At 60.1% G+C, this 26994-nt stretch carries 28 protein-coding genes; 21 read left to right on the top strand and 7 right to left on the bottom strand.

Translation table 11 applies throughout. The features are described from left to right. Window positions 1-6: 6 nt before the first annotated feature. Together HUU46_11040 and HUU46_11045 are read right to left on the bottom strand one after the other, a co-directional pair. Window positions 7-249 carry a CDGSH iron-sulfur domain-containing protein gene (locus HUU46_11040; GenBank protein NUM54169.1) on the bottom strand — a complete coding sequence of 81 codons (243 nt, stop codon included), beginning with the start codon at window positions 247-249 and terminating at the stop codon, window positions 7-9. A 76-nt stretch (window positions 250-325) separates the two neighbouring features. Then, window positions 326-1105 (bottom strand): dienelactone hydrolase family protein, encoded by a 780-nt coding sequence (locus tag HUU46_11045; protein ID NUM54170.1) that lies wholly within the window; start codon window positions 1103-1105, stop codon window positions 326-328. A gap of 290 nt (window positions 1106-1395) precedes the next feature. On the opposite strand from HUU46_11045, the gene HUU46_11050 reads away from it, so the two are divergent. Next, on the top strand, window positions 1396-1803 hold the full coding sequence (locus HUU46_11050; protein ID NUM54171.1) for a PIN domain-containing protein: 408 nt from the start codon (window positions 1396-1398) through the stop codon (window positions 1801-1803). 66 nt (window positions 1804-1869) lie between these two features. On the opposite strand, the gene valS is transcribed toward HUU46_11050, so the two are convergent. Both valS and HUU46_11060 read right to left on the bottom strand, forming a co-directional pair. After that, entirely contained in the window at window positions 1870-4500 is a 2631-nt protein-coding gene (gene valS / locus HUU46_11055; protein ID NUM54172.1) for a valine--tRNA ligase, read from the bottom strand. Between the two features lie 916 nt (window positions 4501-5416). Continuing rightward, window positions 5417-6070, bottom strand: coding sequence for a site-2 protease family protein (locus tag HUU46_11060; protein ID NUM54173.1), 654 nt, complete (start codon window positions 6068-6070; stop codon window positions 5417-5419). A 230-nt stretch (window positions 6071-6300) separates the two neighbouring features. On the opposite strand from HUU46_11060, the gene HUU46_11065 reads away from it, so the two are divergent. The 13 genes from HUU46_11065 to HUU46_11125 all read left to right on the top strand — a co-directional run bounded on the left by HUU46_11065 (window position 6301) and on the right by HUU46_11125 (window position 19253). Further along, the gene (locus tag HUU46_11065) at window positions 6301-6627 is read left to right on the top strand and encodes an integration host factor subunit beta (protein ID NUM54174.1); all 327 of its coding nucleotides are present in this window, start codon (window positions 6301-6303) and stop codon (window positions 6625-6627) included. Window positions 6628-6766: 139 nt separating this feature from the next. Beyond that, window positions 6767-7789, top strand: a complete 1023-nt coding sequence (locus HUU46_11070; GenBank protein ID NUM54175.1) for an agmatine deiminase family protein — start codon at window positions 6767-6769, stop codon at window positions 7787-7789. An 8-nt stretch (window positions 7790-7797) separates the two neighbouring features. Beyond that, the gene (locus HUU46_11075; GenBank protein ID NUM54176.1) at window positions 7798-8673 is read left to right on the top strand and encodes a carbon-nitrogen hydrolase; all 876 of its coding nucleotides are present in this window, start codon (window positions 7798-7800) and stop codon (window positions 8671-8673) included. 3 nt (window positions 8674-8676) lie between these two features. Then, on the top strand, window positions 8677-10056 hold the full coding sequence (locus HUU46_11080; protein NUM54177.1) for a sodium:solute symporter family protein: 1380 nt from the start codon (window positions 8677-8679) through the stop codon (window positions 10054-10056). Between the two features lie 65 nt (window positions 10057-10121). Further along, window positions 10122-10970, top strand: coding sequence for a cytochrome c biogenesis protein CcsA (gene ccsA / locus HUU46_11085; protein ID NUM54178.1), 849 nt, complete (start codon window positions 10122-10124; stop codon window positions 10968-10970). Further along, window positions 10967-12241, top strand: a complete 1275-nt coding sequence (locus HUU46_11090) for a glutamyl-tRNA reductase (GenBank protein NUM54179.1) — start codon at window positions 10967-10969, stop codon at window positions 12239-12241. The genes ccsA and HUU46_11090 overlap by 4 nt, the downstream gene beginning before the upstream one ends. After that, window positions 12241-13158, top strand: a complete 918-nt coding sequence (hemC, locus tag HUU46_11095; GenBank protein ID NUM54180.1) for a hydroxymethylbilane synthase — start codon at window positions 12241-12243, stop codon at window positions 13156-13158. Before HUU46_11090 ends, hemC begins: the two co-directional genes overlap by 1 nt. Next, window positions 13155-14675 carry a uroporphyrinogen-III C-methyltransferase gene (gene cobA / locus HUU46_11100; protein NUM54181.1) on the top strand — a complete coding sequence of 507 codons (1521 nt, stop codon included), beginning with the start codon at window positions 13155-13157 and terminating at the stop codon, window positions 14673-14675. The genes hemC and cobA overlap by 4 nt, the downstream gene beginning before the upstream one ends. After that, window positions 14638-15693: a porphobilinogen synthase gene (gene hemB, locus HUU46_11105; GenBank protein NUM54182.1), complete on the top strand. Its 1056-nt coding sequence runs from the start codon at window positions 14638-14640 to the stop codon at window positions 15691-15693. The genes cobA and hemB overlap by 38 nt, the downstream gene beginning before the upstream one ends. A gap of 26 nt (window positions 15694-15719) precedes the next feature. Beyond that, window positions 15720-15875, top strand: a complete 156-nt coding sequence (locus tag HUU46_11110) for a hypothetical protein (protein ID NUM54183.1) — start codon at window positions 15720-15722, stop codon at window positions 15873-15875. A gap of 226 nt (window positions 15876-16101) precedes the next feature. Continuing rightward, window positions 16102-16932: a sugar phosphate isomerase/epimerase gene (locus HUU46_11115; protein ID NUM54184.1), complete on the top strand. Its 831-nt coding sequence runs from the start codon at window positions 16102-16104 to the stop codon at window positions 16930-16932. 13 nt (window positions 16933-16945) lie between these two features. Then, window positions 16946-17938, top strand: coding sequence for a PmoA family protein (locus HUU46_11120; GenBank protein NUM54185.1), 993 nt, complete (start codon window positions 16946-16948; stop codon window positions 17936-17938). Window positions 17939-17954: 16 nt separating this feature from the next. Then, window positions 17955-19253: a Gfo/Idh/MocA family oxidoreductase gene (locus HUU46_11125; protein NUM54186.1), complete on the top strand. Its 1299-nt coding sequence runs from the start codon at window positions 17955-17957 to the stop codon at window positions 19251-19253. A gap of 278 nt (window positions 19254-19531) precedes the next feature. On the opposite strand, the gene HUU46_11130 is transcribed toward HUU46_11125, so the two are convergent. Then, complete coding sequence (locus tag HUU46_11130) at window positions 19532-20998, bottom strand: sulfatase (GenBank protein ID NUM54187.1); 1467 nt, start codon at window positions 20996-20998, stop codon at window positions 19532-19534. Window positions 20999-21120: 122 nt separating this feature from the next. Here HUU46_11130 and HUU46_11135 point away from each other — a divergent pair, with 122 nt between their 5' ends. Then, window positions 21121-21288 (top strand): hypothetical protein, encoded by a 168-nt coding sequence (locus tag HUU46_11135; GenBank protein NUM54188.1) that lies wholly within the window; start codon window positions 21121-21123, stop codon window positions 21286-21288. Between the two features lie 25 nt (window positions 21289-21313). Beyond that, window positions 21314-22225 (top strand): ATP-grasp domain-containing protein, encoded by a 912-nt coding sequence (locus HUU46_11140; GenBank protein ID NUM54189.1) that lies wholly within the window; start codon window positions 21314-21316, stop codon window positions 22223-22225. Window positions 22226-22236: 11 nt separating this feature from the next. On the opposite strand, the gene HUU46_11145 is transcribed toward HUU46_11140, so the two are convergent. Beyond that, the gene (locus HUU46_11145; protein NUM54190.1) at window positions 22237-22587 is read right to left on the bottom strand and encodes a hypothetical protein; all 351 of its coding nucleotides are present in this window, start codon (window positions 22585-22587) and stop codon (window positions 22237-22239) included. Window positions 22588-22773: 186 nt separating this feature from the next. Between HUU46_11145 and HUU46_11150 the strand changes: the two genes are divergently transcribed. After that, the gene (locus HUU46_11150; GenBank protein ID NUM54191.1) at window positions 22774-23607 is read left to right on the top strand and encodes an SDR family oxidoreductase; all 834 of its coding nucleotides are present in this window, start codon (window positions 22774-22776) and stop codon (window positions 23605-23607) included. Window positions 23608-23621: 14 nt separating this feature from the next. Here HUU46_11150 and HUU46_11155 read toward each other — a convergent pair whose 3' ends face one another. After that, entirely contained in the window at window positions 23622-24194 is a 573-nt protein-coding gene (locus tag HUU46_11155) for a DUF2585 domain-containing protein (GenBank protein ID NUM54192.1), read from the bottom strand. Window positions 24195-24307: 113 nt separating this feature from the next. Between HUU46_11155 and HUU46_11160 the strand changes: the two genes are divergently transcribed. From HUU46_11160 to pdxB, 4 genes are all read left to right on the top strand, one after another. Further along, the gene (locus tag HUU46_11160) at window positions 24308-25198 is read left to right on the top strand and encodes an HAD hydrolase-like protein (GenBank protein ID NUM54193.1); all 891 of its coding nucleotides are present in this window, start codon (window positions 24308-24310) and stop codon (window positions 25196-25198) included. A gap of 118 nt (window positions 25199-25316) precedes the next feature. Then, on the top strand, window positions 25317-25523 hold the full coding sequence (locus HUU46_11165) for a hypothetical protein (protein ID NUM54194.1): 207 nt from the start codon (window positions 25317-25319) through the stop codon (window positions 25521-25523). Next, entirely contained in the window at window positions 25520-25786 is a 267-nt protein-coding gene (locus tag HUU46_11170; GenBank protein NUM54195.1) for a type II toxin-antitoxin system RelE/ParE family toxin, read from the top strand. The genes HUU46_11165 and HUU46_11170 overlap by 4 nt, the downstream gene beginning before the upstream one ends. 12 nt (window positions 25787-25798) lie before the next feature. Continuing rightward, window positions 25799-26941 (top strand): 4-phosphoerythronate dehydrogenase PdxB, encoded by a 1143-nt coding sequence (gene pdxB, locus HUU46_11175; GenBank protein NUM54196.1) that lies wholly within the window; start codon window positions 25799-25801, stop codon window positions 26939-26941. Window positions 26942-26994: the final 53 nt, after the last annotated feature.

Genomic DNA, 26994 nt, shown 5'->3' on the forward strand with positions numbered 1-26994 from the left:
AAGCGATTACGTGGGCAAGCGCTTGTGCGTTCCGTCACAGAACGGCGACTTGCCCGTGTGTTTGCACTGGCACATCGCGTAGCTGCGCTTTTCGGTGATGGTCACTTCCACCGGCGAGAACTCGGACCCTTTGTGCGACCCGTCGCACCACGGCTGGTTCTTCGATCTTCCGCAGCGGCACCACCAATACGATCCGGGCTCGAGTTCCAGGACGGCGGGTTTACGTTCGGCAATGGTTGGTTCCGGCATCATTACGCCCTCCCTCGACTTCGTGGTGCCAGAAGTGTAGCGCATGACGATACTCGCCGCCATAATCCGAACAGCACTATTTCAGGCGTTCGGAGAAGAACGCGAGCACGCGATCCAACGCCGCGCGCGTGGGCTGGCCTTCTTTGTCGATGAGGTCCTTGGTCAACACGCTATGCGCAGTACGTGGATGCCCGTGCGGATTACCCGGCGACGAATCGATCTCTATTCCCTCAAAGCCGTCGCCGAGTTCGTCGCGCAGGCGTTGGAACCGTTCGGGCGGGCACAGTGGATCGTGCGTGAAACGGAGGCCGAGGACCCCGGCGCCTTCCTTCGCACGGCGTTTCACCACGCACAGGTCGTCGTCGGAGAGGTGCAGCGCCGCGTGGCGGTCCTTGCCCAAGGGGAAGGGCAGCGACGGTTGGCTCAACACCGGCGCCATCACGGCGTCGTCCACCATCAGTGCCAGCGCGAAGTTTCCCGTAAGACACATGCCCAAGGCCCCAACGCCCCTGCCGCCGATTTCCTCGTGGACGTGCCGACAAAGAGCACGCAGCCATTCGCAAATCGGACTCGACCCGCGCGACGCCAACACCGAAAACTCGCGGCTGATGCAGGCCCGCGCCATTTGCGCAACGGCGTATGCGTTGGAGAACGCCTTGCCCGGCGTGCCGAACAAGTGCGGCATGAACACCGTGAACCCCGCGTCCGCGACGCGTTCGGCGAAGCGTTGCACTTCCGGCGTGATGCCGGGAATTTCGTGCATGATCACGACACCCGGGCCGAATCCCTTTTGGAAGACAACGCGGTCGGTGCCATTGTGCGTGAAAGGGAATTCGGTGAAGCCGGGCAGTGACATGGACTTCCTCACCCATGGTATACTGAACGTGAAAGGAATGAAACTATGACATTTCGCGGCAAAGTGCAAGGTGGGGTCATCATTCTGGAGGATGGAGAATCCCTACCTGAAGGAATTACGGTAGAGGTCTACGCGTTCCCATCCGAGGCAACGTCTCTACGGGAAGGCCCCGCCAAGGAGGGGGGACGAACATTGAGCGAAAGGTACGCCGCCTTTATTGGGATAGCCCCCGATCTCCCTCCGGACATGTCCTTAAATCACGACCATTACTTGTACGGTTGCCCCAAAAAGTGAACTGCGTTTTCGCGGACACCTCGTACTACTTCGCGCTAGCCAATCCGAGGGATAGCGCACACGGCGTTGCTAAAGCGTTTAGCGACGAATACGAGGGAAAGATTTACACCACCGAGTATGTTCTCGTCGAGCTAGGGAACGGAATGTCTAGACAGGCGTCAAGGTCGGCATTTGTTGCGCTTTACGACTCGTTGATCCTGGACGAGCAGACAACAATTATCGCTGGAAATAGTGATTTAGTGGAGCGAGCTGTAAGGCTATACGGCGCTAGGCTCGACAAAGAATGGTCACTGGTCGACTGCACGTCGTTCGTTGCTATGCAGCATCACGGTATCCAGGAATCGCTAACAACGGATCGTCACTTCAAGCAAGCCGGATTCAGCGCCCTGCTTTCGCGTACCTAACCTGCAATCGATTCGCGAATGCAGCTTCGATGAAGGCGGTGCCGTCTCGGTAAATCGATGCCGTTTTTACGTCAATAACTGGAAGTCGATGCTAATTTGCATGCTAGTAGCGGACGGGGCTGTCCGCAACTCGACTGAATTGATGTGCAACATCCCCTTTATGTCACCCCAGACAGACTCTAAAGCTGCGAAATCGTCTCCGGCGGCAATCACTTCGATTCGAGTTATTGGGGCCTTCATGCTGAGGTTGTTTCGCGCTTTCTCTTTTCTCACTTCCGCAATGACGTCGGATATGCGTTGATACGTGGACGCGTGCATTGGGAAGGGGATCGATTTAAATTCCTCCGGCGTTGGCCAGGGGCTGCGGTGGATGGTTTCGTTCATTCCGGGGTCGTTGGCGTAGGTCCAGTGCCAGATTTCTTCCGTGAGGAAGGGCATGAAGGGGGCGAACATTCGGAGCAGCGCGCGGTGGACGAGGCGCAGCGTTGAGGCGGCGCTGAGGCGGCCTTCGCTGAGTTCTTCTTCGTAGGTGCGCGGTTTTGAGAGTTCGACGTAGTTGTCGCAGAAGGTGCCCCAGAAGAAGTCTTCCGTGAGCTGCAGCGACTGAGCGTAGTCGAATTGGTCGAAGGCGGCGGTGGCGCGCTCGATGAGCGGGCGCAACTCGCGGACGATTGCGCGGTCGGTTTCGTGCGTGACGCGTTCCGGGCCGAGCAGCGCGGGGTCGATGCTTTCAAAGCGCCCGAGCACGAACTTCGACGCGTTGAACAGTTTTGTCGCGAGGCGTTTGCCGACCTTGAAAACCTGTTCGTCGAATGCGGTGTCCACGCCGGTACGCGCGCGGCCCGCCCAATAGCGGACGCAATCCGCGCCATACTGATCGATCAGCGGTTCCGGCGTGACGACGTTGCCCTGGCTCTTGGACATTTTCTTGCGGTCCGGGTCGAGAATCCATCCGCTGATGATGACGTTGTACCAGGGCACTTCGCGCTCGTGCATCCACGCCTTCACGATTGTGTAGAAGGCCCATGTGCGGATGATCTCGTGGCTCTGCGGGCGCACGTCCATGGGGAACAGCTTCTTGTGGCGCTCGGGATTCAGCGGCCCATGTGTCGCGATTTGGGGGGTGAGCGAACTGGTGGCCCATGTATCGAAGACGTCCGGGTCGCCGGTGAAACCGCCGGGCACGTCGCGTTGATCCGCGGTGTAACCGCCGGGAACGTCGTCAAGCGGATCGATTGGCAACTGGTTTGCGCGCGGCTTGATGACCTCGTCGTAGAGCACTTCGCCGTTTTCGCCGAGCTTGTACCACACGGGGATCGGCACGCCGAAGAAACGCTGGCGGCTTAGGCACCAATCCTGGTTGAGGCCGAGCACCCAATTCTCATAGCGCGCCGCCATGTGCGCGGGGTGCCACTGAATCTTGCGGCCTTGTCCCACGAACGCGTCTTTGTGTTCGAGGATGCGCGTGAACCATTGCCGGGCAGGGATCAACTCGAGCGGTCGGTCGCCTTTCTCGAAGTACTTGACCGCGTGCGTCATGTCTTGCTTGGGACGATCAATGACGCCATCGGTCGTGTTTGCGATCTCGACAATTATTTTTTGTGCTTGCTTCGCATACTTGCCCTGTAATTGCGAGTAGACGTGATTCGCTTGATCCGGCTCGATGCTGACGAACCGGTGCGCGCTATCGACTTCACGCGGATGTAGAAACTTGACAGGCAGTAAGTGACCATCGCGGTCCAGCACCTGACGCGTTGGCAGGTTGTACGTCTTGACCCACTCGACGTCCGTTTGGTCGCCAAACGTACACACCATCACGACGCCCGTACCCTTTTCGGGATCGGCTTTCGCATCGGACATGATGGGTACGGGCGCATGGAAAAGTGGCGTGACCGCATTCTTGCCGATGACACCCTTGTATCGATCATCGTCGGGATGGACCAGCACCGCCACGCACGCGGGCAACAATTCGGGGCGGGTTGTCGCAATCACGAGGTAATCGCTCGTGCCTTCGATGCCGAATCGCAGGAAGTGGTAGGCGCTGGGTACTTCCTTATCGACCAATTCCGCCTGCGCAATGGCGGTGCGGAAATCGACATCCCACAGCACAGGCCGTTCGGCCTGGTAGACCTCGCCTTTTTCCAACAGTTCGAGGAAGCTCAACTGAGAAATCTTGCGGCAGTGTTCGTTGACGGTGGCGTATTCCTGGTCCCAGTCGTAGGACATGCCCATGCGTTGCCACAGGTGGCGGAAGACTTCTTCGTCTTCCTTCGTGGCGATGTCGCAGAGTTCAATAAAATTCTTGCGCGAGATGGGTTGCGGATCGCCTTTGCGGCCACGTTCGGCCTTGAAGTTCGGGTCGTAATGAACGTGCGGTTCGCATTTCACGTTGAACAGGTTTTGGACGCGCCGTTCGGTGGGCAGACCGTTGTCGTCCCAACCGATGGGGAAGAAGATGTTCTTGCCGCGCATGCGGTTGAAACGGACGATGAAGTCCTGGTGCGAATAGCTGAAGATATGCCCCATGTGCAGCGAGCCGCTTACCGTTGGCGGCGGCGTGTCGACCACAAAGGTTTCCTCGCGCGGGCGGGAGGGGTCATATGTGTAGGGATTGGTGTTCTGCCAATGCGCGCGCCACTTGGCTTCGACTTCTTCGGGCGCGTAATTTTTCGGCAACTCGGTATTCGGCGTCGTCACGGGGATTCCTCGGCTCAACGGATTGAAAGACTGCGGGTTATGCCCGCACGCGAAAGCGAAAAGTATACCAACGGCGCGACCGTTTTTCACGGCGCCGAGACGATGTCCGTTCGCGATCGTTTCTTAACCATTAGCCCAGCGCGTTGCACTCGCAAATCGCGAAGTAGTGAATAGTGCAGCAGTTAAGAAGTCAGGAAGCGAGGAAGTCAGGAAGCAAGACGACTATTTTAGAACTCCGGGCTGGTCACACGCTAAGGGGATGAACGTGCGCTCCGGAGGGGCAGTGCGGGAAACAGGACATGCACGCTCTTTGCCCCTGGGGTCTGAACTTGGGTGGGGTGTGGCGAGTTCTTTTTGACGAATCAAGGGGGCGGTCGAACCACGGTCGTCGCAGGCGCCGCTTCCACAGTGGCGCCTCCGATTTGGTACCGCCGCCAGGGGGGTGTGGCGGAATCTTTTTTGACGAAACAAGGGGGGGTGGGGGCCCAATTCGTCGTAAGTCGTGATTTTCTGGTGGCCGCAGGGTTGGCACCCCCCTGGGAAGACTGAGGTGCAGTTTGCCGAGGGTGGCAGAGTTGCAAGCGAATGATTGCGGGTTTCGAGTTTCGGGCGGAGAGTGGATCGGGGCCGATCGACGAGTATGGGAGTGAAGGTGTAGAGGTGCGAATGTGCGAAGGTGTGACTCGGTGACATGATGCCTTTGCGCGATGGTTTCCTAACCATTAGCCCAGCGTGTTGCACTGGGATGGGAAGAAAGACCGCGAATAGCGTAGTAGCGAGTAGTTTGGAAGCAAGGCGGCGATTTGGACCGGCGTAACGGTGAACAAACGACGAAAAGGACCAAAACGACCAAAGGGACCTAAACAGTACGAGACGCGATCAACTGTTTCTGGTCTGCGTCCGGTTTTGGTCCGCTTTAGCCTTGTTGGATTCCCCACAGCGCCAGCCAGGTGGCCTGTTCGAAAAGATAGTCCAGCGGACCGCTCAAGAATCTACTGGAAATAAAAATAGCGATAAGGATGCCGAAGGGCCCGATGGATTCGAGCATCTGCTTGCCCGAATCGGGGAGCAGGAAACCGAGCAGCGCCGAGCCGTCCAGTGGGGGGACGGGGATCATGTTGAACAGCGCGAGCAAGAGGTTGATGTAGATCATCAGCATCCCAAGCTGCAAGAGGAAGACGTCCTGCATTGTTTCGATGCCTACGGCAATAAACCCAATGCGCAGGAGCAGGATAGTCACAATCGCTATCAGAAGGTTTGACGCCGGTCCGGCAAGGGCTATTAGGACGGGATCGCGGCGGAGGTTCTTGAGGTTGCGGGGGTTGTACGGCACCGGCTTTGCCCACCCAAAGAGGAAGGGAATCCGCGTAAAGAACATCATCATCGGCATAATCACCGTGCCGATGGGGTCGACGTGTTTGGCCGGGTTCAGGGTCACGCGGCCGAGCAGCCGGGCGGTGGGATCGCCGCACATTTCCGCCACTTTTGCATGGGACGCCTCGTGGACGCTGAGGGAAAAGACGAGGCAGAAGTACTGCATGATGAAGGCGGCGATGATCTCCGGTTCCATGAATATTCCCGAGGGGTGAACTGTTTCGGGCAGTATACGAGGGGGGCGCTCCGCAGTCAAAAAAGCCGTGAAAAGGCGGGGTTGGCCCATATAAGCAGTGGGCTGGAAAAGACTTGCACGAATGGACCCCTTCCCGTATAATCCAAATCGTCTTAGATTTTGCTAGGTCCATGCCGCACAGCAACTTTCGGGTGCTTACCCGGCCAAATGGAGGGTCCGGCTCGGTGACAATGACAAAACGCGAACTCGTGATTCGAGTTGCCAACACGCTCGGCATGACGCAAAGCGATGTAGCCAAGATCATTGAAGGGGCCTTCGATACGATTTCCCGCACGCTTGCCGAGGGCGAACGTTGGGAGTTGCGCGATTTTGGCGTGTTCGAAGTGAAGACGCGCGCAAGCCGCATCGGCCGCAACCCGCGCACCGGCGATCAAGTGCCTGTGCCGGAACGCCGCGTGGTTACGTTCCGCCCCGGCAAGAAGATGAAAGAACTGATCTGCGGCGAAGCGCCCGCCGAAGGGGCCGCGCAACCGTCCGGCGAAACGCCGTCGATATAGCGCGGAGCATCTCTACACCGTTGGTATCATTGGTCCCGTCCGAAGTTCCTCTCGTTGTTGGTGAGGGATTTCTCCTCACGCGCCTGCCTACAGCACTACCGTATGCGACCCGGAGGGCGATGGCGTGATTGGGCACGGTATTGTGCGATTGCCCGCCGAATGGGAGCCGCAGTCCGCCATCCAGCTTACGTGGCCGCACGCAAACTCCGACTGGGGCCCGACGCTCCATGAGGTCGAACCGTGTTTTGACGCGATCGCAGCCGCTATCAGCCGTTACGAGGTGGTGCTGATTGCGTGCTCCGATCCAGGACACGTGAAGCAGCGGTTGGAGCGCGCCGGCGCCGTGATGGAAAACGTTCGCGCGTACAAGGCCGACACAAACGATACGTGGGCGCGGGACCACGGGCCGATCACGGTCGAGCGCAATGGCGGGTTGGCGTTGCTCGATTTTGGTTTCAACGGATGGGGCGGCAAATACCCTGCCGATCTCGATGACGCACTCACGACCGCGCTCTTCGCGCAGAAGGCGTTTGGGGACATCCTCATGGAATCGATCCCTGTTGTGCTCGAGGGTGGCTCGATCGAGAGCGACGGGCGCGGGACGATTTTGACGACCACATCGTGTCTGTTGAATCCGAATCGCAACGGAGAGACCACGGAATCGGAGGCGGAATTTGTCCTGCGCGAACACCTTGGCGCGCACCGTGTGCTTTGGCTGAACCACGGTCAACTCGAAGGCGACGACACGGACGGTCACATCGATACACTGGCGCGGTTTTGCAGTCCGAATACCATTGCATATGTTGCGTGCTCGAACAAGCGCGACAAGCACTACAAACCGATGAAGGCCATGGAAGAGGAACTGCGCGCGTTGCGCACGGACGACGGCGAACCGTACACGCTTGTACCGTTGCCTTGGCCGAAGGCGTGTTACGACGACGACAAGAACCGCCTCCCGGCAACGTACGCCAATTTTCTGATTGTCAACGGCGCGGTGCTCGTACCCGCGTACAACGATCCGGCGGATGCGAAAGCGCTGGACATCATCGGCGGATGCTTCCCCGGGCGCGAAATCGTAGGCATCGATTGCAGGCCCTTGATCGTGCAGCACGGTTCGCTGCATTGTGTGACCATGCAGATTCCCGCGGGAGTTCAGGTATGAACGACACCTTGACGGTCGCGATGGTGCAGCAGGCATGTGGCGCCGACCTCGAACAGAATCTTGAGCTCTCTCTCCGGTTCATTCGCGATGCCGCCGATCGCGGGGCGAAGCTCGTCGTGTTGCAGGAACTGCATGGCGGGCCGTACTTCTGCCAGTGCGAGGACACGTCGTATTTCGATTGGGCCGAATCGATTCCCGGCCCCTCGGCGGCGCGATTGGGCATGCAGGCGCGCGAATCCGGCGTAGTGATTGTGTCGTCCTTGTTCGAGCGCCGCGCGGCCGGCGTCTATCACAACACCGCGGTCGTGTTCGAAGCGGACGGGTCGATTGCCGGCAAGTATAGGAAGATGCACATTCCGGATGACCCAGGGTTTTACGAAAAGTTCTACTTCACGCCCGGCGATCTCGGGTTCCATCCCATCGATACGTCCGCCGGCAAACTCGGCGTGCTGGTGTGTTGGGACCAATGGTTCCCCGAAGCCGCGCGCCTGATGGCGTTGCGGGGCGCGGACATCCTCATTTACCCGACGGCGATCGGATGGACGCCCAGCGATGCCGATGACGAGAAGAACCGCCAGCGCGACGCGTGGACGACAGTTCAACGCAGCCACGCGATTGCGAACGGGCTGCCGCTTGTTGTGGTGAACCGCACCGGGTTCGAGCCCGATCCCTCCGGCGCCTCCGACGGTATCCACTTCTGGGGCAGCAGCTTCGCCGCGGGCCCCCAAGGCGAGGTACTCGCGCAAGGCGGCATCGACGCGGAGCAGGTCATCCTCGCCGAAATCGAGCGCGCGCGCACCGAGCGCGTTCGCCGCATTTGGCCCTTTCTGCGCGATCGCCGCGTTGATGCGTACCAGGGCCTTGATCAACGCCTGCTGGATTAGTCCGTGAACTGGGTCCTCACCGGCGTCATCGTCTACGTGCTCGCGCAACTCGCGGTCGGCCTCTACGTTTCCCGCCGAAACAAGACGGAAACCGACTACCTGCTTGCCGGCCGGCGACTTGGTTACGTGATGGTGACGATGAGCGTGTTTGCCACGTGGTTTGGCGCTGAGACGTGCATCGGGTCGGCCGGCGCGGTGTATGACGAAGGGTTGTCGGGTAGCAGGGCCGACCCGTTCGGTTACACGATCTGCTTACTTGTGATGGGTGCACTTTTTGCAGTGCCGTTGTACCGCAGACAATTGACGACGCTGGGCGATTTGTTTCGTCAGCGTTACGGCGGCGGTGTTGAGAAAATCGCGGCAATTGTGATCATCCCGAGTTCGGTGATTTGGGCGGGCGCGCAGATACATGCATTCGGCCAAGTCGTGTCCGCGATCTCGACGATACCGGTCGCGGTGTCGATTCCCGCGGCTGCGCTTGTTGTTATCGTATACACCGGCTCCGGCGGGCTGCTCGCCGACGCCGTAACGGACGTGCTGCAAGGCATCGTGCTGATTCTCGGGTTGTTCGCGACCTTCATCGCTGTTTTCGTCGCGCTTGGCGGCCCAAGCGCGGCTGTAGCGCAAATCGATCCGACGCGGTTGAACCTGTTTGGTTCTGAGTCGAGCATTTTCGAGCGTATTGAGGCCTGGGCCGTGCCCATCTTCGGATCGGTGCTGGCGCAGGAACTCGTGTCGCGGACGTTGGCGGCGCGCGACGAACGGGTTGCACAGCGATCGGCGTTCATGGGCGCCGGCATCTACCTTATTGTCGGCTCCTTGCCGGTACTGATTGCGTTGGCGGGAAGTTCGCTCGTGGGCAAAATCGAGGAACCGGACCAGTTTCTTCCAACGGTGGCGATGAAACTCCTGCATCCAGCGCTATACGTCGTGTTCGCCGGCGCGCTCATCTCCGCCATTTTGTCCACGGTTGACAGCGCGCTTCTGGCCGCGGCCGCGCTCGCATCGCACAACGTCATTCTGCCCGTGATGCCGGGCATCTCGGAGCGTGGGAAAGTGCGGCTAGCGCGTAGCTGTGTCATTGCCTTCGGCGTGGCGGCGTACTTCTTTGCCATCCGCGAGGGCACCGTGCACGACAAGGTGGAGGAAGCGTCCGCGTTCGGCAGCGCCGGGATACTGATCGTTGGGGTGTTCGCGATGTTCAGCGGATACGGCGGCAAATGGGCAGCGGGGGCGTCGCTGCTGGTTGGCAGCGGAGCGTGGCTCATCGCGAACTTTCAGATGGGGTTACCCTATCCGTATTTGTGCGCGCTGGCAGCGTCGCTTGTCGTGTATCTGGCTATCGCCGCGATAGAGCCGAATGTGACGCAAACGTCCACGTAAACTGGCGGGATCAGGCCAGTTTCAGGTATCCTATCCCATTGAGACCAATTGGATTGGAACCGATCATGTCGCTCGCGATTGATATTGTGTTTTACGCCGCGTTTGCGCTGTTTGCGGCGTCGACGCTCACGTCGTATCTGTACCTCCGCGCGGACAAGGGAGGGATGCTGGGGGTGACTCAGCGCGCCATTGCCGTGGCTGCCGGATTATTGTTCGCGGCATTTTGCCTGCGATGGGCGAGCTACGGCCGGATTCCGCTGACGAACATGGTCGACATTGTCAATGTCCTGTTAGTCATGTCGACGGCGATTGTCATCGCATTGGTCCGGCGCGAGTCGCTCCGCCCGCTGGTCTGCTATTACGCGCCGCCCCTGGCGGCGCTGTCGCTGCTCAACGTGATGCTCAGTTTCGGGAAACTGCACGACGAGCCGAAGGAACTCAATGATGTATTTCTCGCGATACACGTCGGGCTGGCATTTCTCGCCTACGCACTGTTTCTCATCGCTAGCCTCACCAGCGCCGTGTACATCGTCCAGGCCCGGCGCCTGAAATCGCCGCTATCGTCGGCCACGACCGCAAAGCTGCCGCCGCTCGAACACCTCGATGCGACGCTGTTTCGTCTCATCGCGTGGGGGTATCCGTTCTTCGCGATTACCTTGATACTCGGTTTTGTCGGCGCGTATCTGTACTCGAACGAACTCGATGCCCGCTGGTGGCTCTCGGCGAAAATTCTCTATGCGGTCTTTATGGCCGCGCTCTATTCCTTCTCGTTTCATTCGCGGCGTTTGGGGTTGCTTCGCGGGCAAAAGCTTGCGTACGTCATGGTCATCGGCTTCGGGCTGATGCTCGCCATTTACCTGCTGCTCGGCGTGACCGACCTGAAAGACCTCGGGTTCTGGAGCACGCGCGCATGAATCTGGTCGTCGTTGGCTTGAGCCATCACACCAGTTCGGTGGAGCTGCGCGAGCGGCTGCATTTTCCCGACTCGGCGTTGCCGAATGCGCTGATGCACCTGCGCGGGTTGCTGGGTGACGCGGGCGTCGTTGTCTTGAGCACGTGCAACCGCGTCGAAATCTACGCGAGCACCGAGGCCGCGGTGGGCGAAGCGCACGCGACGATTCGCCGCTTTATCGGTGACTGGCACAAGGTGCCCGAATCGGAATTCGACGAGGCGCTCTACGAGTATGACGGCCGCGAAGCGGTCGGCCATTTATTTCGCGTGGCGTCGAGTCTGGACAGCCTCGTTGTCGGTGAAGCGCAGATACTCGGCCAAGTGCACGACGCGTTCAACGTCTCGCAATCGGAGCAATGCACGGACAAGATTACGAGCGTACTGTTTCAGCGCGCGTTCGCCATTGCGAAAGACGTCCGATCGCGTTCGAGCATCAGCGCGGGCAAGGTATCGATTGGAAGCGTTGCGGTCGATCTCGCCGTATCGATTTTCTCCGATCTTGCCGGCAAGACGGTGATGGTCATCGGGTCGGGCAAGATGGGCGAGGTGACGTTGCGCAGCCTGGTGTCGCGCGGTGTGGACCGCGTGCTGCTGGTGAACCGCAGCGAAGAGAAGGCGATGAGCCTGGCGGAGCGCGTTCGCGGCGAGCCGCTGCCGCTCACGGCGATGGAAGAGAACCTGCCCCGCGCCGATATTGTCATCTCGTCCACCGCGGCGCCGCAGTACCTGCTGTCGACCGCGCATTTTCAGCGCGCGCTTAAGCGCCGCGGTTACGCGCCCTTCTGCGTGATCGACATTGCGGTGCCGCGCAACGTGGACCCGGCGGTGAAGAAGATGGACAACGTGTTTCTCTACGACGTGGACGACTTGCAGGGCGTTGCCAACGCAAACCTCGATGCGCGGCGCCAGGAAATCGATTTGTGCATGAAGCGGATCGACGAAGGCGTCGAGCAATTCTGGAGTTGGTTGCAGGGTCTCGTCGCCGAACCGACCATCGTGTCGATGGCGGCGGAATTCAACGCTATCCGGGAACGCGAGTTGCACAAGTTGTTCGTTACGCTGCCCGACCTGACGGAAAAGCAGCGGGAAGAAATCGCGGTGTATTCCAAGCGCTTCGCAAACGCGCTGCTTCATCGCCCGACCGTTCAACTCAAACGCGAAGTCGCCGACCAGGATCCGAGCAAGGTACTGCACCTTGTGAAGCGGCTGTTTGGACTCAAGGAGGGTTCGTAATGCCGCGTCTTGTCATCGGGTCGCGCGGCAGCAACCTTGCGTTGACGCAGTCGAAGGCTGTCGGCGAAATGCTTCGCGCGGCAATCCCGGGACTGGAAGTCGCAATCGAAATCATTCATACCCAGGGAGACAAGATACTCGACGCGCCGCTGTCGCAAATCGGCGGCAAGGGTCTCTTCACGCGCGAACTCGAAATTGCGTTGATGGATGGCCGCATCGATCTTGCCGTTCATAGTCTGAAAGACCTGCCGACCGAACTCCCCGATGGACTTGCGTTGGGGTGCGTTCCCGAACGCGAAGACCCGCATGACGTATTCGTGTCGACAAGGTACGATTCGCTCGACGCGCTTCCCGATGGCGCGACGATCGGGACGTCGAGCCTGCGGCGCCGCGCGCAACTGTTGGCGTACCGGCCCGATGTGAACGTCGTCGATCTGCGGGGGAACGTAGAGACGCGCATTCGCAAGGTCACCGACGGACATATCGACGGCACGATTCTCGCCCGCGCGGGCATTGTGCGCATAGGCCGGGCAGAGGCCATTCGTTCGACGATTCCCGAAAGCGTCATGATTCCCGCGACGGCGCAAGGCGCGCTCGGGATCGAGATACGCGGGGGCGACGCGCGCGTCGAGGAGATTGTGTCGCGCATACGAGACGAGCGTGCGACCACGGAAGTAACAGCCGAACGTGCGTGCCTCGGCGCGCTCGAAGGCGGATGCCAGGTCCCCATCGGGACACTTGCGCGTCAGCACGGCGCGTCCATTACGCTGGTTGCGTGTGTGTGCAGCCTTGATGGCAAGAAAGTGTTGCGCACCGAGATCAGCGGCCCGATTGGCGAAGCCGCGGCGTTGGGCGCGAGCGCCGCGGAAACGCTGTGCGAAATGGGCGCGGCGGACATCATCGCGGCAATCCGATGAGCGATTCGCACGGCAAGGTTTATCTTGTGGGCGCTGGCCCGGGCGATGTTGGTCTCATCACGGTGCGCGGCCGCGAATGCCTCGAACACGCGGACGTTGTCATCTATGACTCGCTCGCAAACCCCGCGCTGCTCGAGTTCGCTCCAAATGCGGAGCACATTTTTGCGGGTAAAGCGACCGAGAAGCACACGCTGACGCAACCGGAGATCAACGCGCTGCTCGTCGATCGCGCGCGCCGCGGCAAGCGCGTTGTGCGGCTCAAAGGCGGCGACCCATTCGTGTTCGGGCGCGGCGGAGAGGAGGCCATGGCCCTTGCGGCCGAGGGCGTCCCGTTTGAGGTTGTGCCCGGCGTGACGGCGGGCATCGCGGTGCCCGCATACGCGGGCATTCCGGTGACACATCGCGGCGCGTCGATCAGTGTGACCCTCATCACGGGTCACGATGAACAAGCGCTCGAATCCGGCGAGATCGATCCCGCGAGCATTGGGCTGCGGGGGACGCTTGTCTTCTATATGGGCGTGAAGAACCTCCCGATCGTTGCCGCCAAGCTGGTGGCGTTGGGCCGCGATCCGAATACGCCGGTCGCCGTTGTATCGCAGGGAACGCACCCCAGCCAGCGCACCGTCGTCGGCACGCTTGCCGACATTCACGAGTTGTGCCGGCGCGAGAACATTGTGCCGCCCGCCGTTGTGGTCATCGGGGAAGTCGCCGCGCTTCACGATCGCTTGACATGGTTCGAGAGTCTGCCTCTGTTCGGAAAACGCATCGTCGTGACGCGGGCGCGCAACCAGGCCGGCGAACTGGTCCGGCAGTTGCACGATTTGGGCGCGGACATCTTCGAGTTCCCGACGATCGAAGTGGAGCCCGCCAAGATTGAAGAACCCTTCGGCGAAATCGGCGAATACGACTGGATCATTCTGACGAGTGTGAACGGCGTCGAAATGCTTTTCGAGCGGCTGGAGGAGGCGGGCAAGGACGCGCGCGACCTGGCCGGCGTGAAGCTCTGCGTCATCGGGTCGGCGACCGCCGAGGCGCTGCGCAAGCGCTTCCTGCGGGTGGACCTGATGCCGGAGAAGTACGTCGCAGAGGACCTCATGGCCGCGTTGATCGAACGCGAGCCGGCACTCGAAGGGAAGCGATTCCTGCTGCCGCGCGCGGATATCGCCCGCGGTTTCCTGCCTGAAGAATTGCGCAAGCGCGGGGCATACGTGAAGGAACTCGTGGCGTACCGCACCGTCGCCCCGCGTTCGTCGGACGAACGCGCGGACGCGCTCATCGCGTATAGGCCCGATCTGGTTACGTTTACCAGTTCCTCGACAGCGCGCAATTTTCACGACATGCTCGGGCCGGAGCGCATCGGGATAGTGAAGCAGACGGCGGCGTTCGCCTCGATCGGCCCAATAGCGGCCAAAACGGCGGAAGATTTGGGCATGCATGTTAGAATCCAACCGGACACGCACGATATTCCGCATTTAGTGGATGCAATCGTCGCGGGAATTGGGCGCCAATCCGGATAGTAGACGAACAGAAGGGGATGTAACAGTGGGCTTTCCGCAGACCCGAATGCGGCGGTTGCGCGCGACGCCGGCACTGCGCCGCATGACGCGCGAGACGACGTTGTCTGTCGACGATCTCATTATGCCGCTGTTCGTGCGGCCCGGAAGCGGTGTGCGCAATCCCATCGCGTCGATGCCCGGGAACTTTCAGTTCTCGGTTGATACGCTCGTGGAAGAAATAAAGACGCTCGCCGATCTAGGCGTGCCCGCGATCATTCTGTTCGGCATTCCGGAATCGAAGGACCCCTTGGGCACCGGCGCGTACATTCACGACGCAATCGTGTGCAAGGCGGTCGAAGCGATCAAGAAAGCGGGCGTCGATATCTGCGTGATTACGGATGTGTGCATGTGCGAATACACCGATCACGGGCACTGCGGCACCTTGAAAACGAATCGTCACGGCGTGCGCGATGTCGACAACGACGCGACGCTCGGCCTGCTCGTCAAGGAGGCGCTGGCCCATGCCCGCGCGGGCGCGGACATGGTCGCGCCATCGGACATGATGGACGGCCGAGTCGGCGCGATTCGCAAGGGACTGGACGAGGCCGGGTTCACCGATCTGCCCATCATGGCCTACAGCGCAAAGTACGCTTCCGCGTTTTACGGTCCGTTCCGCGACGCCGCGGAATCGCCCCCGCAGTTTGGGGACCGTTCGTCGTACCAAATGGACCCGGCCAACGCGCGCGAGGCCATGCGGGAAATTGCACTCGACATCGAGGAAGGCGCGGACATTATCATGGTAAAGCCCGCGTTGCCGTATCTGGATATCGTGCGCGCGGCGTCGGACCGGTTCGACGTGCCCATCGCCGCGTACAACGTGTCCGGCGAATTCTCGATCCTCAAGGCGGCGGCTGAACGCGGATGGATTGACGAGAAACGCGCCGCGCTCGAATCGCTTACGTCCATTCGCCGCGCCGGCGCGAAAATGATCCTTACGTATTGGGCGAAAGACGCGGCAAAATGGCTGGCAACACGTTGACGGAAACGAAGAGGAGTCCCCGTTCCATGCGTAAACGTCCTCACCGCCCCGCACCGGCGCAGCAACTGCCTGACCTGACCAATCTCCTGATACTGGCGCAGATACTCTCGCTCATAGGCAACGCCCTGCGCAACGGGGTCGGGCGCTTCCTCGATTTCATCATTCTCCTGTTCAGTCTGTAAACCACCGGGGGCGTGGCCGGCGGCGGAGTTGTCGGCGAGCGCGTGCGACCGTCTGAAAACCAGTATTTTTTCTTCCAGTCTGCTATACTGTTTTTTGGCGTCGGCGCGTCGGGGGACATGCCGGCCCGCACATTGTACGTCGGGGGGTAACAGGCCGCCGCGCGGCCCGCGTTAACTTCCGCTTCATAATCGACCGTAGTCACACACCAGAGGGGGAATTCTGGTCATGGCAAGTATCGGCATTGGCATCAACCTTGAGTTTGTTCGACACGAGGACAAACCGTTCGAATGGGGCGTCGACAAGGCCGCGGAACTCGGCTACGAGTACGTCGAGCCGATGGTGCACCTCGGCCGCGAATTATTGAGCGAAGCGGGTTACTTTCACAGCGTCTCGATGTACGACGATCCCTATCGGGTCAAGCGCGCCTGCGAGAAAGCGGGCGTGAAATTGTCGGGTTTCAGCGCGCACTGTCCGTTGTGCAAACCGGAAATAAGCACGGAATACCTCAAGCAGGCTATCCGCTTTGCGGCGGAAGCGGGCGCGCCGGTCTGCAATACGGACGAAGGTCCAAAGCCAAAGTGGACCACTATCGAAGAAGATCACACGCTGATGCGCTACGTATTGCGGGAAGCGAGTTATGTCGCCGAAGCGCGCGGCATCTTCATCGGCATTGAGCCGCACCAGCAGTACTCGAAACATCCCGACGGCCTCGACCGCATTTACAACCTCGTCGATAGCCCGGCCATTGGCATTAATTTCGATACCGGCAACAGCTATCTCTGCGGGCACGATCCGTACGCGTGGCTGGAGCGCGTGAAAGACCGTCTCGTCCACCTGCATGCGAAAGACATTTCGGTTCAACAGTCCGATACCGAGCGCGGCAAAGTCACGGGCACGCCCGTGGGCTGTGCCTGCGGCGACGGCGTCATCGATTGGAAACGCGTGATCGATATCGTGAAGACGGCACCGCGCGACATTGTGTTGTCCGTTGAGTGCGGAACGGTCGAGCAAGGAAAGCGCAGCATCGCGCATTTAAGATCACTGCTACACTCATAATAAGGAGAGCACAATGCGCTTTACTCTGCGTTTTGGTATTGCGATCGGCAACGTACTGCTTTGTACGGCGACAAGCGCGTTTGCGGCAGAGAGTGGCTTTGATTGCGCGGACGAGCGTGGCCGGCTGACTGTGTTAGTGGGCAAAACGCCTAAGCTAACCTGGCGATACGAACCCAGAGCAGTCGATGTTGAGACAACGAATTTTTCCTTATTCACGCCTCCAGCGTTCAAACCTTACGTGGAAGCGCTTTATACACCCTCGGGCGTCAACATACTCCGCGATTCGCCTGAAGACCACAAACATCACCACGGGCTTATGTTTGCGGTCGCCGTTGATGGGACGAACTTCTGGGAAGAGGCGGAGGGCCATGGGGAACAAGCGACACAGGGGCATCAATTCGAGCTTTTTGGTGATCGTCAAGCAGTTGGTGATGCAACGCTGACGGAGAAAATCGAATGGAAGTCGCCGACCGGCGACATTGCGGTGGAGGAAGATCGAACAGTTGTCCTGCACAGACCCGCAGGTCTGGTCCCTACGCTGCTGACCTGGAAGTCCTCCTTGTACGGTTCTCAGGGCAAACCCGGGCCCACGTTCACCGGCACAAAATACAACGGTCTCGGCATGAGGTTTCTCGAATCGATGGACAAGGGTGGTACCTTCTTCAATGCGGACGGGGGGACGGGGGTGGCGGGGACTGCCATCGTGAAATCGACGTGGTGCGCGTATTCCGCGAATGCGGATGGCAAGCCGGTAACGGTGGCAATGTTCGACCATCCCACAAACGAGCGGCACCCCGCGACGTGGTACACGATGGACACGCCATTTGCGTACTTGTCCGCCACGCTCGCGCTCGACAAGGAACCGCTGCAGAAAATGGAACTTGTGCTTACCTACGGCGTGGCAGTGTGGGACGGAACGAAAACCAAGGTAGAAGTGGAAGCAGTCTATCAACGCTGGTTGAAACTCGTGGAGCCGCTTGTCGCGCCCACGGCGCCGGCAAAATAGCTCCGGGGGGAGTGCTATGAACACAGAATCGAACGAACTCAAACCGACGCGGCGCACGTTCATTTACACGGCTGGCGCGCTTGCCGCGGGGTCCGTGCTACCGCGCGCAAAGGCCCAGGCGCAGACGCCGGTGGGGGCGAACGACCGCATCGGCGTGGGGTTCATCGGGTGCGGCGGGCGCGGCTCGCATCACGCGAAGGAGCTCGCGGCGATGCGCGAGCGCGGCGAGGCGATCGAACTGGTCGCCGCGTGCGATGCGTACCGTCCGCGGATGGCCGCGCTCGCGGAGCGGTTCCAGTTGAAGCAGCATTGGATTCATCACGAATTGCTTGCGAACGCAGATGTCGACGTCGTCTGCGTGGCAACGCCGGACCATGTGCACGCGCCGCAAGCGGTGGACGCGGTGCGCGCGGGCAAGGACGTGTATTGCGAGAAGCCGTTCACGCATTGGCGCCAGATCGAGATTACGAAGACCGCGTGCGACGAGATCGGCAAGTCGGATCGGGTGTTCCAACTCGGCACCCAGGGCATGTCCGATCCCGCGTGGCACACGATGGCGAAGCTGGTGAAGGAAGGTCTCATCGGCCAGCCCATTCATGCCGAGTGCGGATACTTCCGCGTGGGCGACTGGGGCGAGCGCGGCATGCCCATTGACGATCCGAACGCAAAACCCGGGAATGACCTCAACTGGGAAGCGTTCCTCGGCGATGCGCCCAAACGCGACTTCGACGTCAGCCGCTATTTCCGCTGGCGCATGTATGAAGACTACAGTGGCGGACCTGTCACCGACTTGTTCCCGCATTCGCTGACACCGACAGTATTCATGCTCGGCGTGAGCGTTCCGTCACAGGCCGTCGGCATCGGCGGAATCTATCGGTATCCCGAGCGCGAAGTGCCCGACACTTTCAACATGTTGCTGGACTATCCGGAAAAGCTCACGCTTGCGGTTCTCGGTACGCAGGGCAACAACCTGCAGGGCGCGCATGGACGCGGATCGGGAGGAAGGTGCCCGCACCTGCGCGGTTGGGATGGAACGCTGACGGTCATGCCGAACCCGGAAACGAAGCAGGATGAAGTTGTGTTTACGGCGGCAGAGGGGGCGAAGAAGGACGCGCAGCGGTTCCCAATCGAAGGCAAGGAAAGTGTCCCCGAACACTGGAAGAACTTGCTGACCTGCGTCCGCACGCGCGAGAAGCCGAACAGCTCGATTGACCTTGCGTATCGTGTGCAAACTGCGCTGCAAATGGCTGCGCACGCGGCGCGCACCGGCAAAACGGCGAAGTACGATGCGGAGTCACGCGCGGTAATTCTGTAGTCGGTTTAAGCGTGGGTGGGGCGAGGCTCCTTTCGAGCTGTGTTTCGTAAGCAGAAGAGTGGCTCGGACGGAGCCTCGCCCCACCCGCGGCACCGGACGGAGCTTTGCCCCACCCACGGCACCCGACGGAGCTTTGCCTCACCCCCGGTACCGGACGGGGCCTCGCCCCACCCACGGCACCGTGACGGAGCCTCACCTCACCCGCGGCACCGGACGGAGCTTTGCCCTCCGCGGCAACGGTGACGAGCATGCCTTGCGTGTTTTGTCGGCGAAGGTATCTACTTCCCGCCTTCGCGGAGAACCGTGCGCAATTCTTCGACAGTGTTCGCGTGCGCCGGATCGCCGGCGAGGTTCTTCATTTCGCCCGGGTCGGTCGTGTGATCGTACAGTTCGGTCCCGTCTGCGGCCCCGTTCCACTCGGTGTACCGCCATCGTTCGGTGCGGACGCTGCGGCCCGTGATTTGTTCGCTGTCTTTTTTGCGCTGTACCTGCGAGTACGCAGCGTGATTCCACTCCGCATTGGGATTCTCCACCAACACGCGGAAGCTGTGTCCCTGGGTTTTCGCGTCTCCCGCGATTCCGCACAGATCGACCAAGGTCTTGTGGAGCGAGACTAATTCGACCGGTCGTGTACTTTTCGTGCCGTTCGCCCCGTTCCCCGGCACGCAAACGATCAGCGGCACGCGCGCGGACTCCTCGAAGATGCTCATCTTTTGCCACAGATGCTTCTCGCCGAGGTGATACCCGTGATCGCTGTGAAACACTACGATTGTATTGCCGGTGAGATTCAAACGATCGAGCGCGTCCAGCACCAATCCGACCTGGGCATCCATGAAGGTGGTCGATGCGGCGTACGCCTGAATTGCTTCCCGGCGTAATTCGCCGCTCATGGCGTGATGCATGGGCTTGTGCGTCGCCAAGGCGGGCGCCGGAAACAGTTCGTTCAAGTTCGCGGGAATCTCGGGCAGGGGGATCTCGCCTGTTGGATACATGTCGAAATACTTCTTCGGCGCAATGTACGGCGTGTGGGGCCGGTAGAAGCCGACGGCGAGGTAGAACGGTTTGTCCTCCTTCGCTCGCGCTTCCAACATGCGGATTGCCGCCGCCGCGCCAATGCCGTCCGTCTGTTCCGCGTCGACACCGTCCGCGGCAAGCCAGCTCAACGTGCCGCCGGTGTTCTCCGGCTTCTTTCCCGTTACGGTGCGCGACTTCCCATCCGGGCCGAGTTCCAACACCTCGACCAACCCGATATCGTCGACATCGCGGCCCCTGGGGTTGTAGACCTCTTCCCACGACGCGGGGTCGTCCAACCCGTCGGTTCCGATCTGCCGCGGCACGCCGTAGTGATAGATTTTGCCCACGCGCGCGACACTGTATCCGGCGTTTTTGAAACTTTGCGCGATTGTGACCGCGTCGGGAATGGCATCGCGAAACACGGCTTGGTTGTCGAGGACCTTGATCGTATCCGGACGCATGCCCGTCATGAACGAGGCGCGGCTTGGATTGCACAGCGGATACTGACAATAGGCATGTTGAAACAACACGCCACGCGCGGCCAGACGGTCGATGTTCGGGGATTTCACCATCGTATCGCCGTAACAGCCCAGCCGCGCGCACAGGTCATCCGAAATGATGTGCAACACATTCAGTTTTCGAGTTGGCGGCGCGGCATTTGTTCCAAGGGCGGCGCCGATGGTTGCCGCGGCCGTCGTGCCCATAAACTGCCGTCGACTGATGGTCCTCATTGCGCGCACTCCCTTGCTGCGAACCGGCCGGGTTGTCGGGCACAGCGTAACAAAACGGCCTGCTCGGTGGTATAGAATAGAGACGCCACACGAGGGGGCCTGTTCCGCATTGGAGGTGTACCATGAAGCGCGCAAAGGAAGTATCGAAGAAGAAGCGCCTCTTTATCGAGGAATTGGAAAAGCCCGCCATGGCCCTGACGGTTACTACGGCGGCCAAGTGCGAGGAGGGAGGCAAATGGTGCTGGGTAACAACGCTGGCCGTCGGCGAGGAAAGCACCAAGGCAGTATAACCTGACACCGCGCAGACGATCCGGCATGGGGACGGTCATCATCTTCGGGGCAGTCGATGACCCGCAGGTGGTGCGTGTGCGTGAAGAAATTCGCCAGCGTCGCGGCCGGTCCCTACTTGTCGATACCCAGGCATTCCCCGGGCAGATGTCCCTATCGATGGGCCGGGGTAAAATCGAATGCGATGGGCGTCGTTTGCCTCGCGCCGTCACCTCGGTTTATCTCCGCGGCTTGGGTGCAAACCCGCTCGCGCCGCAGTACCGCAAGGACTTTCGGCAACGCCCGCACGGCCTAATCGCGCAGATGGACGAACGTCTCGCACTGCTCGCTTCGATTATCCTCGCGTTGAAATCGCGTGGCGTTCCCATCGTCAACGATCTTGACGTCAATGCGCAGCACAGCCGCAAGCCGTATCAGCTTGCGCTGCTCGACGGGGCCGGGCTTCCCGTCCCGCGATACCTTGCGTCGTCTGATCCGGTGGCGGTGAAAGCGTTTGTGCGCGCGGTAGGCCGCGCGGTGTACAAACCGGTGGGTGGCGGCGCGACGGTACGCGCCGTGCGCCGCGCAGACCTGACGCAAGACCGCCTCGAATCCCTTCGCGTCGCTCCGGTGCTGTTTCAGGAGCGGGTGGAAGGGGTCAGCGTCCGCGCGTATGTAGTCGGCGGCAGGTGCGTCGCCGCCGCAGAAATTCACTCGACCGAGCTTGATTACCGCCGCAAAGAGGACGAGGTGGTCGCCACGAGGTTGTCGCGAGCGGAAGCGCGTGCCTGCATTGCTGCCGCGCGGGTGTGTTCCATGACGTTTTCCGGCGTCGATTTGATTCGCGGCGGGCGCGGGTTTCACGTACTCGAGTGCAATCCTTCCCCGATGTTCGCCGTATTCGAAGACAAATCCGGGACCGATGTTGCCGGCCCCCTCGCCGAACTGCTGCTGTCCTGATCGAGAAGCGGTCAGAAGGCGTTCGTTTTTCGTTCGTACTCCTGCCGCGCGCGGCGGAACTTGATTTGGATGTCCGGGCTATACGTCGGGTCGTGGCTCGTGCGCCACTGATCGATAAGCTGTTGGATGCGCATGTCGTAGCTTGGCGTGTAGTTGTTCAGGAGGTACATCAGTTCGTTCCGGATGCGCATCGCTTTTGGATCGCCGCCTTGCGAGCTCTTCGTGAGCAATTCACGACGCCCCGCCTCAATTCGGTCGCGGTAGGCCTGGTGGTCCTGGGTCGTCGCCTGCGCCCCCTTGATCTTGCGCTTCGCTTCCTCGCGAATGCGCATCTTGAAGTCAGACTTCTTCATTGCACACATGGCCAAGCTCCATCGATGTCTGGTCCCAACGCCAGCGCGGCCCGGTTCAGGAGGACGCCGCCCGAGTACGCGTGCGAGTATTATGGGACTTGCGTTCTTGATCGATCACGCAACGTATGATAGCGTTTCACTCTGCGTTTCTTGGGGTTATTGTACGCTATTCCGCGCAAATTGAAGGAGTCCTGCGTGCCCGACGGCGTCCAAGTTTTTGACCTGACCGGCAAAGTCGCAGTCATTACAGGCGGCGGCGGAGCGCTTGGCAGCGCCATCTCGTGCGGGCTGGCCCGGGCGGGCGCGCAGATCGCCGTCACGAACGTTACCCTTGATAAAGCTGCGTACGTCGCGTCGCAAATGCGGGAAACCTGCGGGCACGCCGTCGGCTACGAACTCGATATCACCAAGCCCGGCGCGGTCGAATCGTTCGCGGACGAGGTTTTCAAGGAGTTTGGCAAGGTCGATATTCTGGTGAACTGTGTCGGGGGGAACCTGAAAGAAGCGACGACATCTCCGGAACTTTCCTTTTTCGACATTACGCCGGACGCGATGCAACGGGTCATTGACCTCAATTTTCTCGCCGCGATTGTGCGGCCGTGCCAAGTATTCGGCAAACGCATGGTTCAGAACGAAGCGGGTGGGTCGATCGTTAATATTTCCTCGATGGCTGCAACTACGCCGCTTACGCGCATCGTCGGATACAGCGCAGCGAAGGCGGCGGTGGACAATTTCACGAAGTGGTTTGCGGTGTACCTTGCTCGGGACTGCAAATCGAAGCTGCGTGTGAACGCGATCGCACCCGGGTTCTTCCTCACCGCGCAGAACCAATTCCTCCTGACCAACGATCGCACGGGCGAACTCACCGAGCGCGGCCAACAAATCATCGATCACACGCCCATGGGCGATTTCGGGATCAGCGGCGACTTGGTCGGCGCGGCCGTGTGGCTCGCGTCGGATGCGTCGCGCTTTGTTACCGGAACGATTATCCCTGTGGATGGCGGCTTCTCCGCGTTTTCAGGCGTGTAACCGCTGAACGCGGATTACCCGCCTGCCTGCCAACGTCCGATGGCGTCGATGGGGTGGATGAGATTGATGATGTTGAGGGTGAGGTTGTCGCGGATGCAGGCGAGTGTGAACAGTTCGAAGGCAGCGACAAGACCCACCGTCATCCACACGCGGGCGCGCCACGCGAAGGCGAAACCCGCGATCATGGACAGGTTGTCGCACACAGAATTGATGATGCTGTCGCCGACGTAACCTTGCGCGAGCGCCTGCTTGCGGTAATGGTTTATTACCATCGGCGTGTTCTCCAAGATTTCCCAACCCGCTTCGAGCCCGACGGCGCCGGCGAACCGCCACGCCACCGGCATTTTCGGAAATGCCCACGTCAGCAGACCGTAGAAGGCGAGTCCGTGAATGATGTGCGAAAACGTGTACCAATCTGTCAGGTGTTGGGAGTTGCCCGAACTCTTCACGACGCCTTCCCACGCTTTGACGTAGCCGCAGGTGCAAATCGGCGGCTGCCCGAACAGATAGAGCACGGTGGCCTGAAGCAATAAGAGCGCGGCGGCGGCGGACAAGGCGACAGGGACGGTGCGATTCTCGAATTTCATCGGCGGAGTGTAACACGCTGACACCGCTGCTTCCCACGGCTACAACTCGGTTATCGCGATGCGCTAAACTACCGCTTTGCGCGTGGGGTGCGCGCGCTAATATAGGAGGTTCCATGTCCGATCCCGTTGCTGTCCTGAAGGGTCATAAGCCATCGCACGAATTCCTGATCGCCATCGATTCGGACGGGTGCGCGTTCGATACGATGGAGGTGAAACATAAGGAATGCTTCATTCCGAACATCATCAAACATTGGGACCTCCAGCCCATTTCGAAGTACGCGCGCGCCGCGGCGGAGTTCGTCAATCTTTACTCGAAATGGCGCGGCATCAACCGCTTCCCCGCGCTGGTGATGACTTTCGACTTGTTGAGCGAATGGGACAAGGTGCAACAGCGCGGATGGAAGGCGCCGGACATCCCAAACTTGCGGAAGTGGGTGGAGACGGAAACGAAGATGGGAAATCCTGTCCTCGCGAAATACTGCGAGCTGCACGATCACGCGGACATGCATCGCACGCTCGCGTGGAGCAAGGCGGTGAACGCGACGGTCGCGGACATCGTGAAGGAAGGCTTGCCGCCGTTTCCGTTCGTGCGCGAGTGCCTGCAAAAGGCGCAGAGCAAGGCGGACATGGTGGTCTGCTCGCAGACGCCGACCGAAGCCCTGCAGCGCGAGTGGGAAGAGCAGGGGATTGCGCAGTACGTTTTCGCGATCGCCGGCCAGGAAATGGGATCAAAAACGGAGCACATCCGTTTCTCGTCCGAGGGCCGCTACGACAAGTCGAAAATTCTCATGATCGGCGATGCCCCCGGCGACATGAAGGCTGCACGAGGAAACAATGCGCTGTTTTTCCCGATTAACCCAGGCGAAGAGGAAACGTCGTGGCAGCGGCTATACGAGGAAGGACTTGATCGGTTCTTCCACGGCACCTATGCAGGGGACTACGAGGCGGGATTGATTCACGAGTTTGAGAAGTTCCTGCCCGATACGCCGCCGTGGAAGAATTAGGCTTCTGACGCGCAAGCTTGTCATCTTCGTATTCTTGTCAGTTCTGCAACGCGAAACAGAGAAGCGGTCTGTGCACAATCTGTGATAGAGTTACGTATGTAAGATCGAGGAGGCAGCTATGGCAACCCCAGCGAGCGAGGGACAGCTAAAAGAAGCGATTAAGTCGGCACTTCCAGAAGTGTTGGCGGAAAACCCCGAATTATTCAGGGGCATCATCGAGGACGTTGTCGAAGAGATTGGTCTTGCACAAGCCATCCGCGAAGGTCTGGAAACAGACCCTGTCGACGAAGAGGAAGTGCGAAGGATTTTGGGCGAGACGTCGTGAAGGCGGAATTTCGACGAAGTTTTACAAGAGACCTTGAAAAATTGAATGACCGTAGTATTCGAGAACGCGTGTCCGAGGTAATCGACGCCGTTAAGGCAGCCAATAATCTGGATGAAGTCACTGGGGTGAAGAAGTTGCAGGCAAGCGCAAACCTTTTTCGAATTCGAGTTGGCGAATTCCGTATCGGCATACGCGCAATTGGAGAAGACGTTGTCTTCGTACGCTGCTTGCACCGCAAAGATATCTATCGGCACTTCCCGTAGAGCCCGCTCCACTTGAAAATTATTGTCGACGAAAATATTCCTTACGGCGGTGACGCATTCGAGTCGCTCGGTAATGTTATCCTGCGGCCGGGGCGCGCGATTTCCCAGGAGGATGTTCGCGACGCGGACATGCTGATGGTGCGTTCGATCACGAGGGTGAACGCGGCGCTGTTGGACGGATCGCGCGTGCGCTTTGTGGCGACGGCGACGATCGGGACGGACCATCTCGATGAGGCGTACCTGAAAGAACGCGGTATTGCCTACGCCAGTGCCCCGGGCTGCAACGCAAACAGTGTGGCGGAGTACATCACCGCCTCTCTGCTCGTGCTGGCGGAAACGCGCGGGTTTAAGTTATGGGACCGTACGCTGGGTATCATCGGCCACGGCAACGTCGGCAAGCGAGTCGCACAGAAGGCGCGCGCGCTTGGGATGAGGGTCGTGCTAAACGATCCGCCGCTCGAACGCGAAACACGTGACGACACGTATCGTCCGCTTGAGGAAATCTTCAACTGTTCGATCATCACGGCGCACGTGCCGCTCACGAAGTCCGGACCCGATGCGACATATCACCTGCTGAACGAGGCCTTCTTTTCGCGGTGTAAGACCGGTACGCTGATACTGAACACGTCGCGGGGCGCGGTGTGTGACGGGAACGCACTGCGCGTCGCGCTCGAATCGGGCAAGATCGGCGCGGCCGCGCTCGACGTGTGGGAAAGCGAGCCCGACGTAGACCTCGAATTGCTCTCGAACTGCGCCATCGCGACGCCGCACATCGCCGGGTACTCGTTCGACGGCAAGGTGAACGGTACGCGGCAAATCTACGAGGCAGCCTGTGCTTTTCTCGGCGTCACGCCCACGTGGGACCCCGCGCCGCTTTTGCCTGCGCCCGATGTGCCTGAAGTGCACGCGAATGGCACGGCGCGTTCCATTCAATCCGAGTTGGCAGCGACGGTTTGCAGCGTCTACGACATTTTGGAGGACGACGCTCGGATGCGGGCGCTGCTAACGATGCCCGCCGCGGAACGCGGACCGTACTTCGACCGGCTCCGCAAGGAGTACCCGCGGCGGCGCGAATTCCACAACACGAGGGCGGTCGTCGATCCCAAAAACGCGGTGTTGAGCAAGACGCTCGAAAGCCTGGGGTTCTCCTCATGAGCGTCCCGTCAGCAAACTCGCACGGACCGCTGACAGGCGTATAATGGGTCGAA

This window comes from Candidatus Hydrogenedentota bacterium (assembly GCA_013359265.1).
Lineage (GTDB): Bacteria > Hydrogenedentota > Hydrogenedentia > Hydrogenedentales > SLHB01 > JABWCD01.

What these genes read in the sequence shown, in the direction of transcription:
- HUU46_11040 (NUM54169.1), bottom strand. Translation starts at nt 249, where the DNA reads ATGCCGGAACCAACCATTGCCGAACGTAAACCCGCCGTCCTGGAACTC.
- HUU46_11045 (NUM54170.1), bottom strand. Translation starts at nt 1,105, where the DNA reads ATGTCACTGCCCGGCTTCACCGAATTCCCTTTCACGCACAATGGCACC.
- HUU46_11060 (NUM54173.1), bottom strand. Translation starts at nt 6,070, where the DNA reads ATGGAACCGGAGATCATCGCCGCCTTCATCATGCAGTACTTCTGCCTC.
- HUU46_11065 (NUM54174.1), top strand. Translation starts at nt 6,301, where the DNA reads ATGACAAAACGCGAACTCGTGATTCGAGTTGCCAACACGCTCGGCATG.
- ccsA (NUM54178.1), top strand. Translation starts at nt 10,122, where the DNA reads ATGTCGCTCGCGATTGATATTGTGTTTTACGCCGCGTTTGCGCTGTTT.
- HUU46_11090 (NUM54179.1), top strand. Translation starts at nt 10,967, where the DNA reads ATGAATCTGGTCGTCGTTGGCTTGAGCCATCACACCAGTTCGGTGGAG.
- hemC (NUM54180.1), top strand. Translation starts at nt 12,241, where the DNA reads ATGCCGCGTCTTGTCATCGGGTCGCGCGGCAGCAACCTTGCGTTGACG.
- cobA (NUM54181.1), top strand. Translation starts at nt 13,155, where the DNA reads ATGAGCGATTCGCACGGCAAGGTTTATCTTGTGGGCGCTGGCCCGGGC.
- hemB (NUM54182.1), top strand. Translation starts at nt 14,638, where the DNA reads ATGCAATCGTCGCGGGAATTGGGCGCCAATCCGGATAGTAGACGAACA.
- HUU46_11110 (NUM54183.1), top strand. Translation starts at nt 15,720, where the DNA reads ATGCGTAAACGTCCTCACCGCCCCGCACCGGCGCAGCAACTGCCTGAC.
- HUU46_11115 (NUM54184.1), top strand. Translation starts at nt 16,102, where the DNA reads ATGGCAAGTATCGGCATTGGCATCAACCTTGAGTTTGTTCGACACGAG.
- HUU46_11120 (NUM54185.1), top strand. Translation starts at nt 16,946, where the DNA reads ATGCGCTTTACTCTGCGTTTTGGTATTGCGATCGGCAACGTACTGCTT.
- HUU46_11125 (NUM54186.1), top strand. Translation starts at nt 17,955, where the DNA reads ATGAACACAGAATCGAACGAACTCAAACCGACGCGGCGCACGTTCATT.
- HUU46_11130 (NUM54187.1), bottom strand. Translation starts at nt 20,998, where the DNA reads ATGAGGACCATCAGTCGACGGCAGTTTATGGGCACGACGGCCGCGGCA.
- HUU46_11135 (NUM54188.1), top strand. Translation starts at nt 21,121, where the DNA reads ATGAAGCGCGCAAAGGAAGTATCGAAGAAGAAGCGCCTCTTTATCGAG.
- HUU46_11140 (NUM54189.1), top strand. Translation starts at nt 21,314, where the DNA reads ATGGGGACGGTCATCATCTTCGGGGCAGTCGATGACCCGCAGGTGGTG.
- HUU46_11145 (NUM54190.1), bottom strand. Translation starts at nt 22,587, where the DNA reads ATGTGTGCAATGAAGAAGTCTGACTTCAAGATGCGCATTCGCGAGGAA.
- HUU46_11155 (NUM54192.1), bottom strand. Translation starts at nt 24,194, where the DNA reads ATGAAATTCGAGAATCGCACCGTCCCTGTCGCCTTGTCCGCCGCCGCC.
- HUU46_11160 (NUM54193.1), top strand. Translation starts at nt 24,308, where the DNA reads ATGTCCGATCCCGTTGCTGTCCTGAAGGGTCATAAGCCATCGCACGAA.
- HUU46_11165 (NUM54194.1), top strand. Translation starts at nt 25,317, where the DNA reads ATGGCAACCCCAGCGAGCGAGGGACAGCTAAAAGAAGCGATTAAGTCG.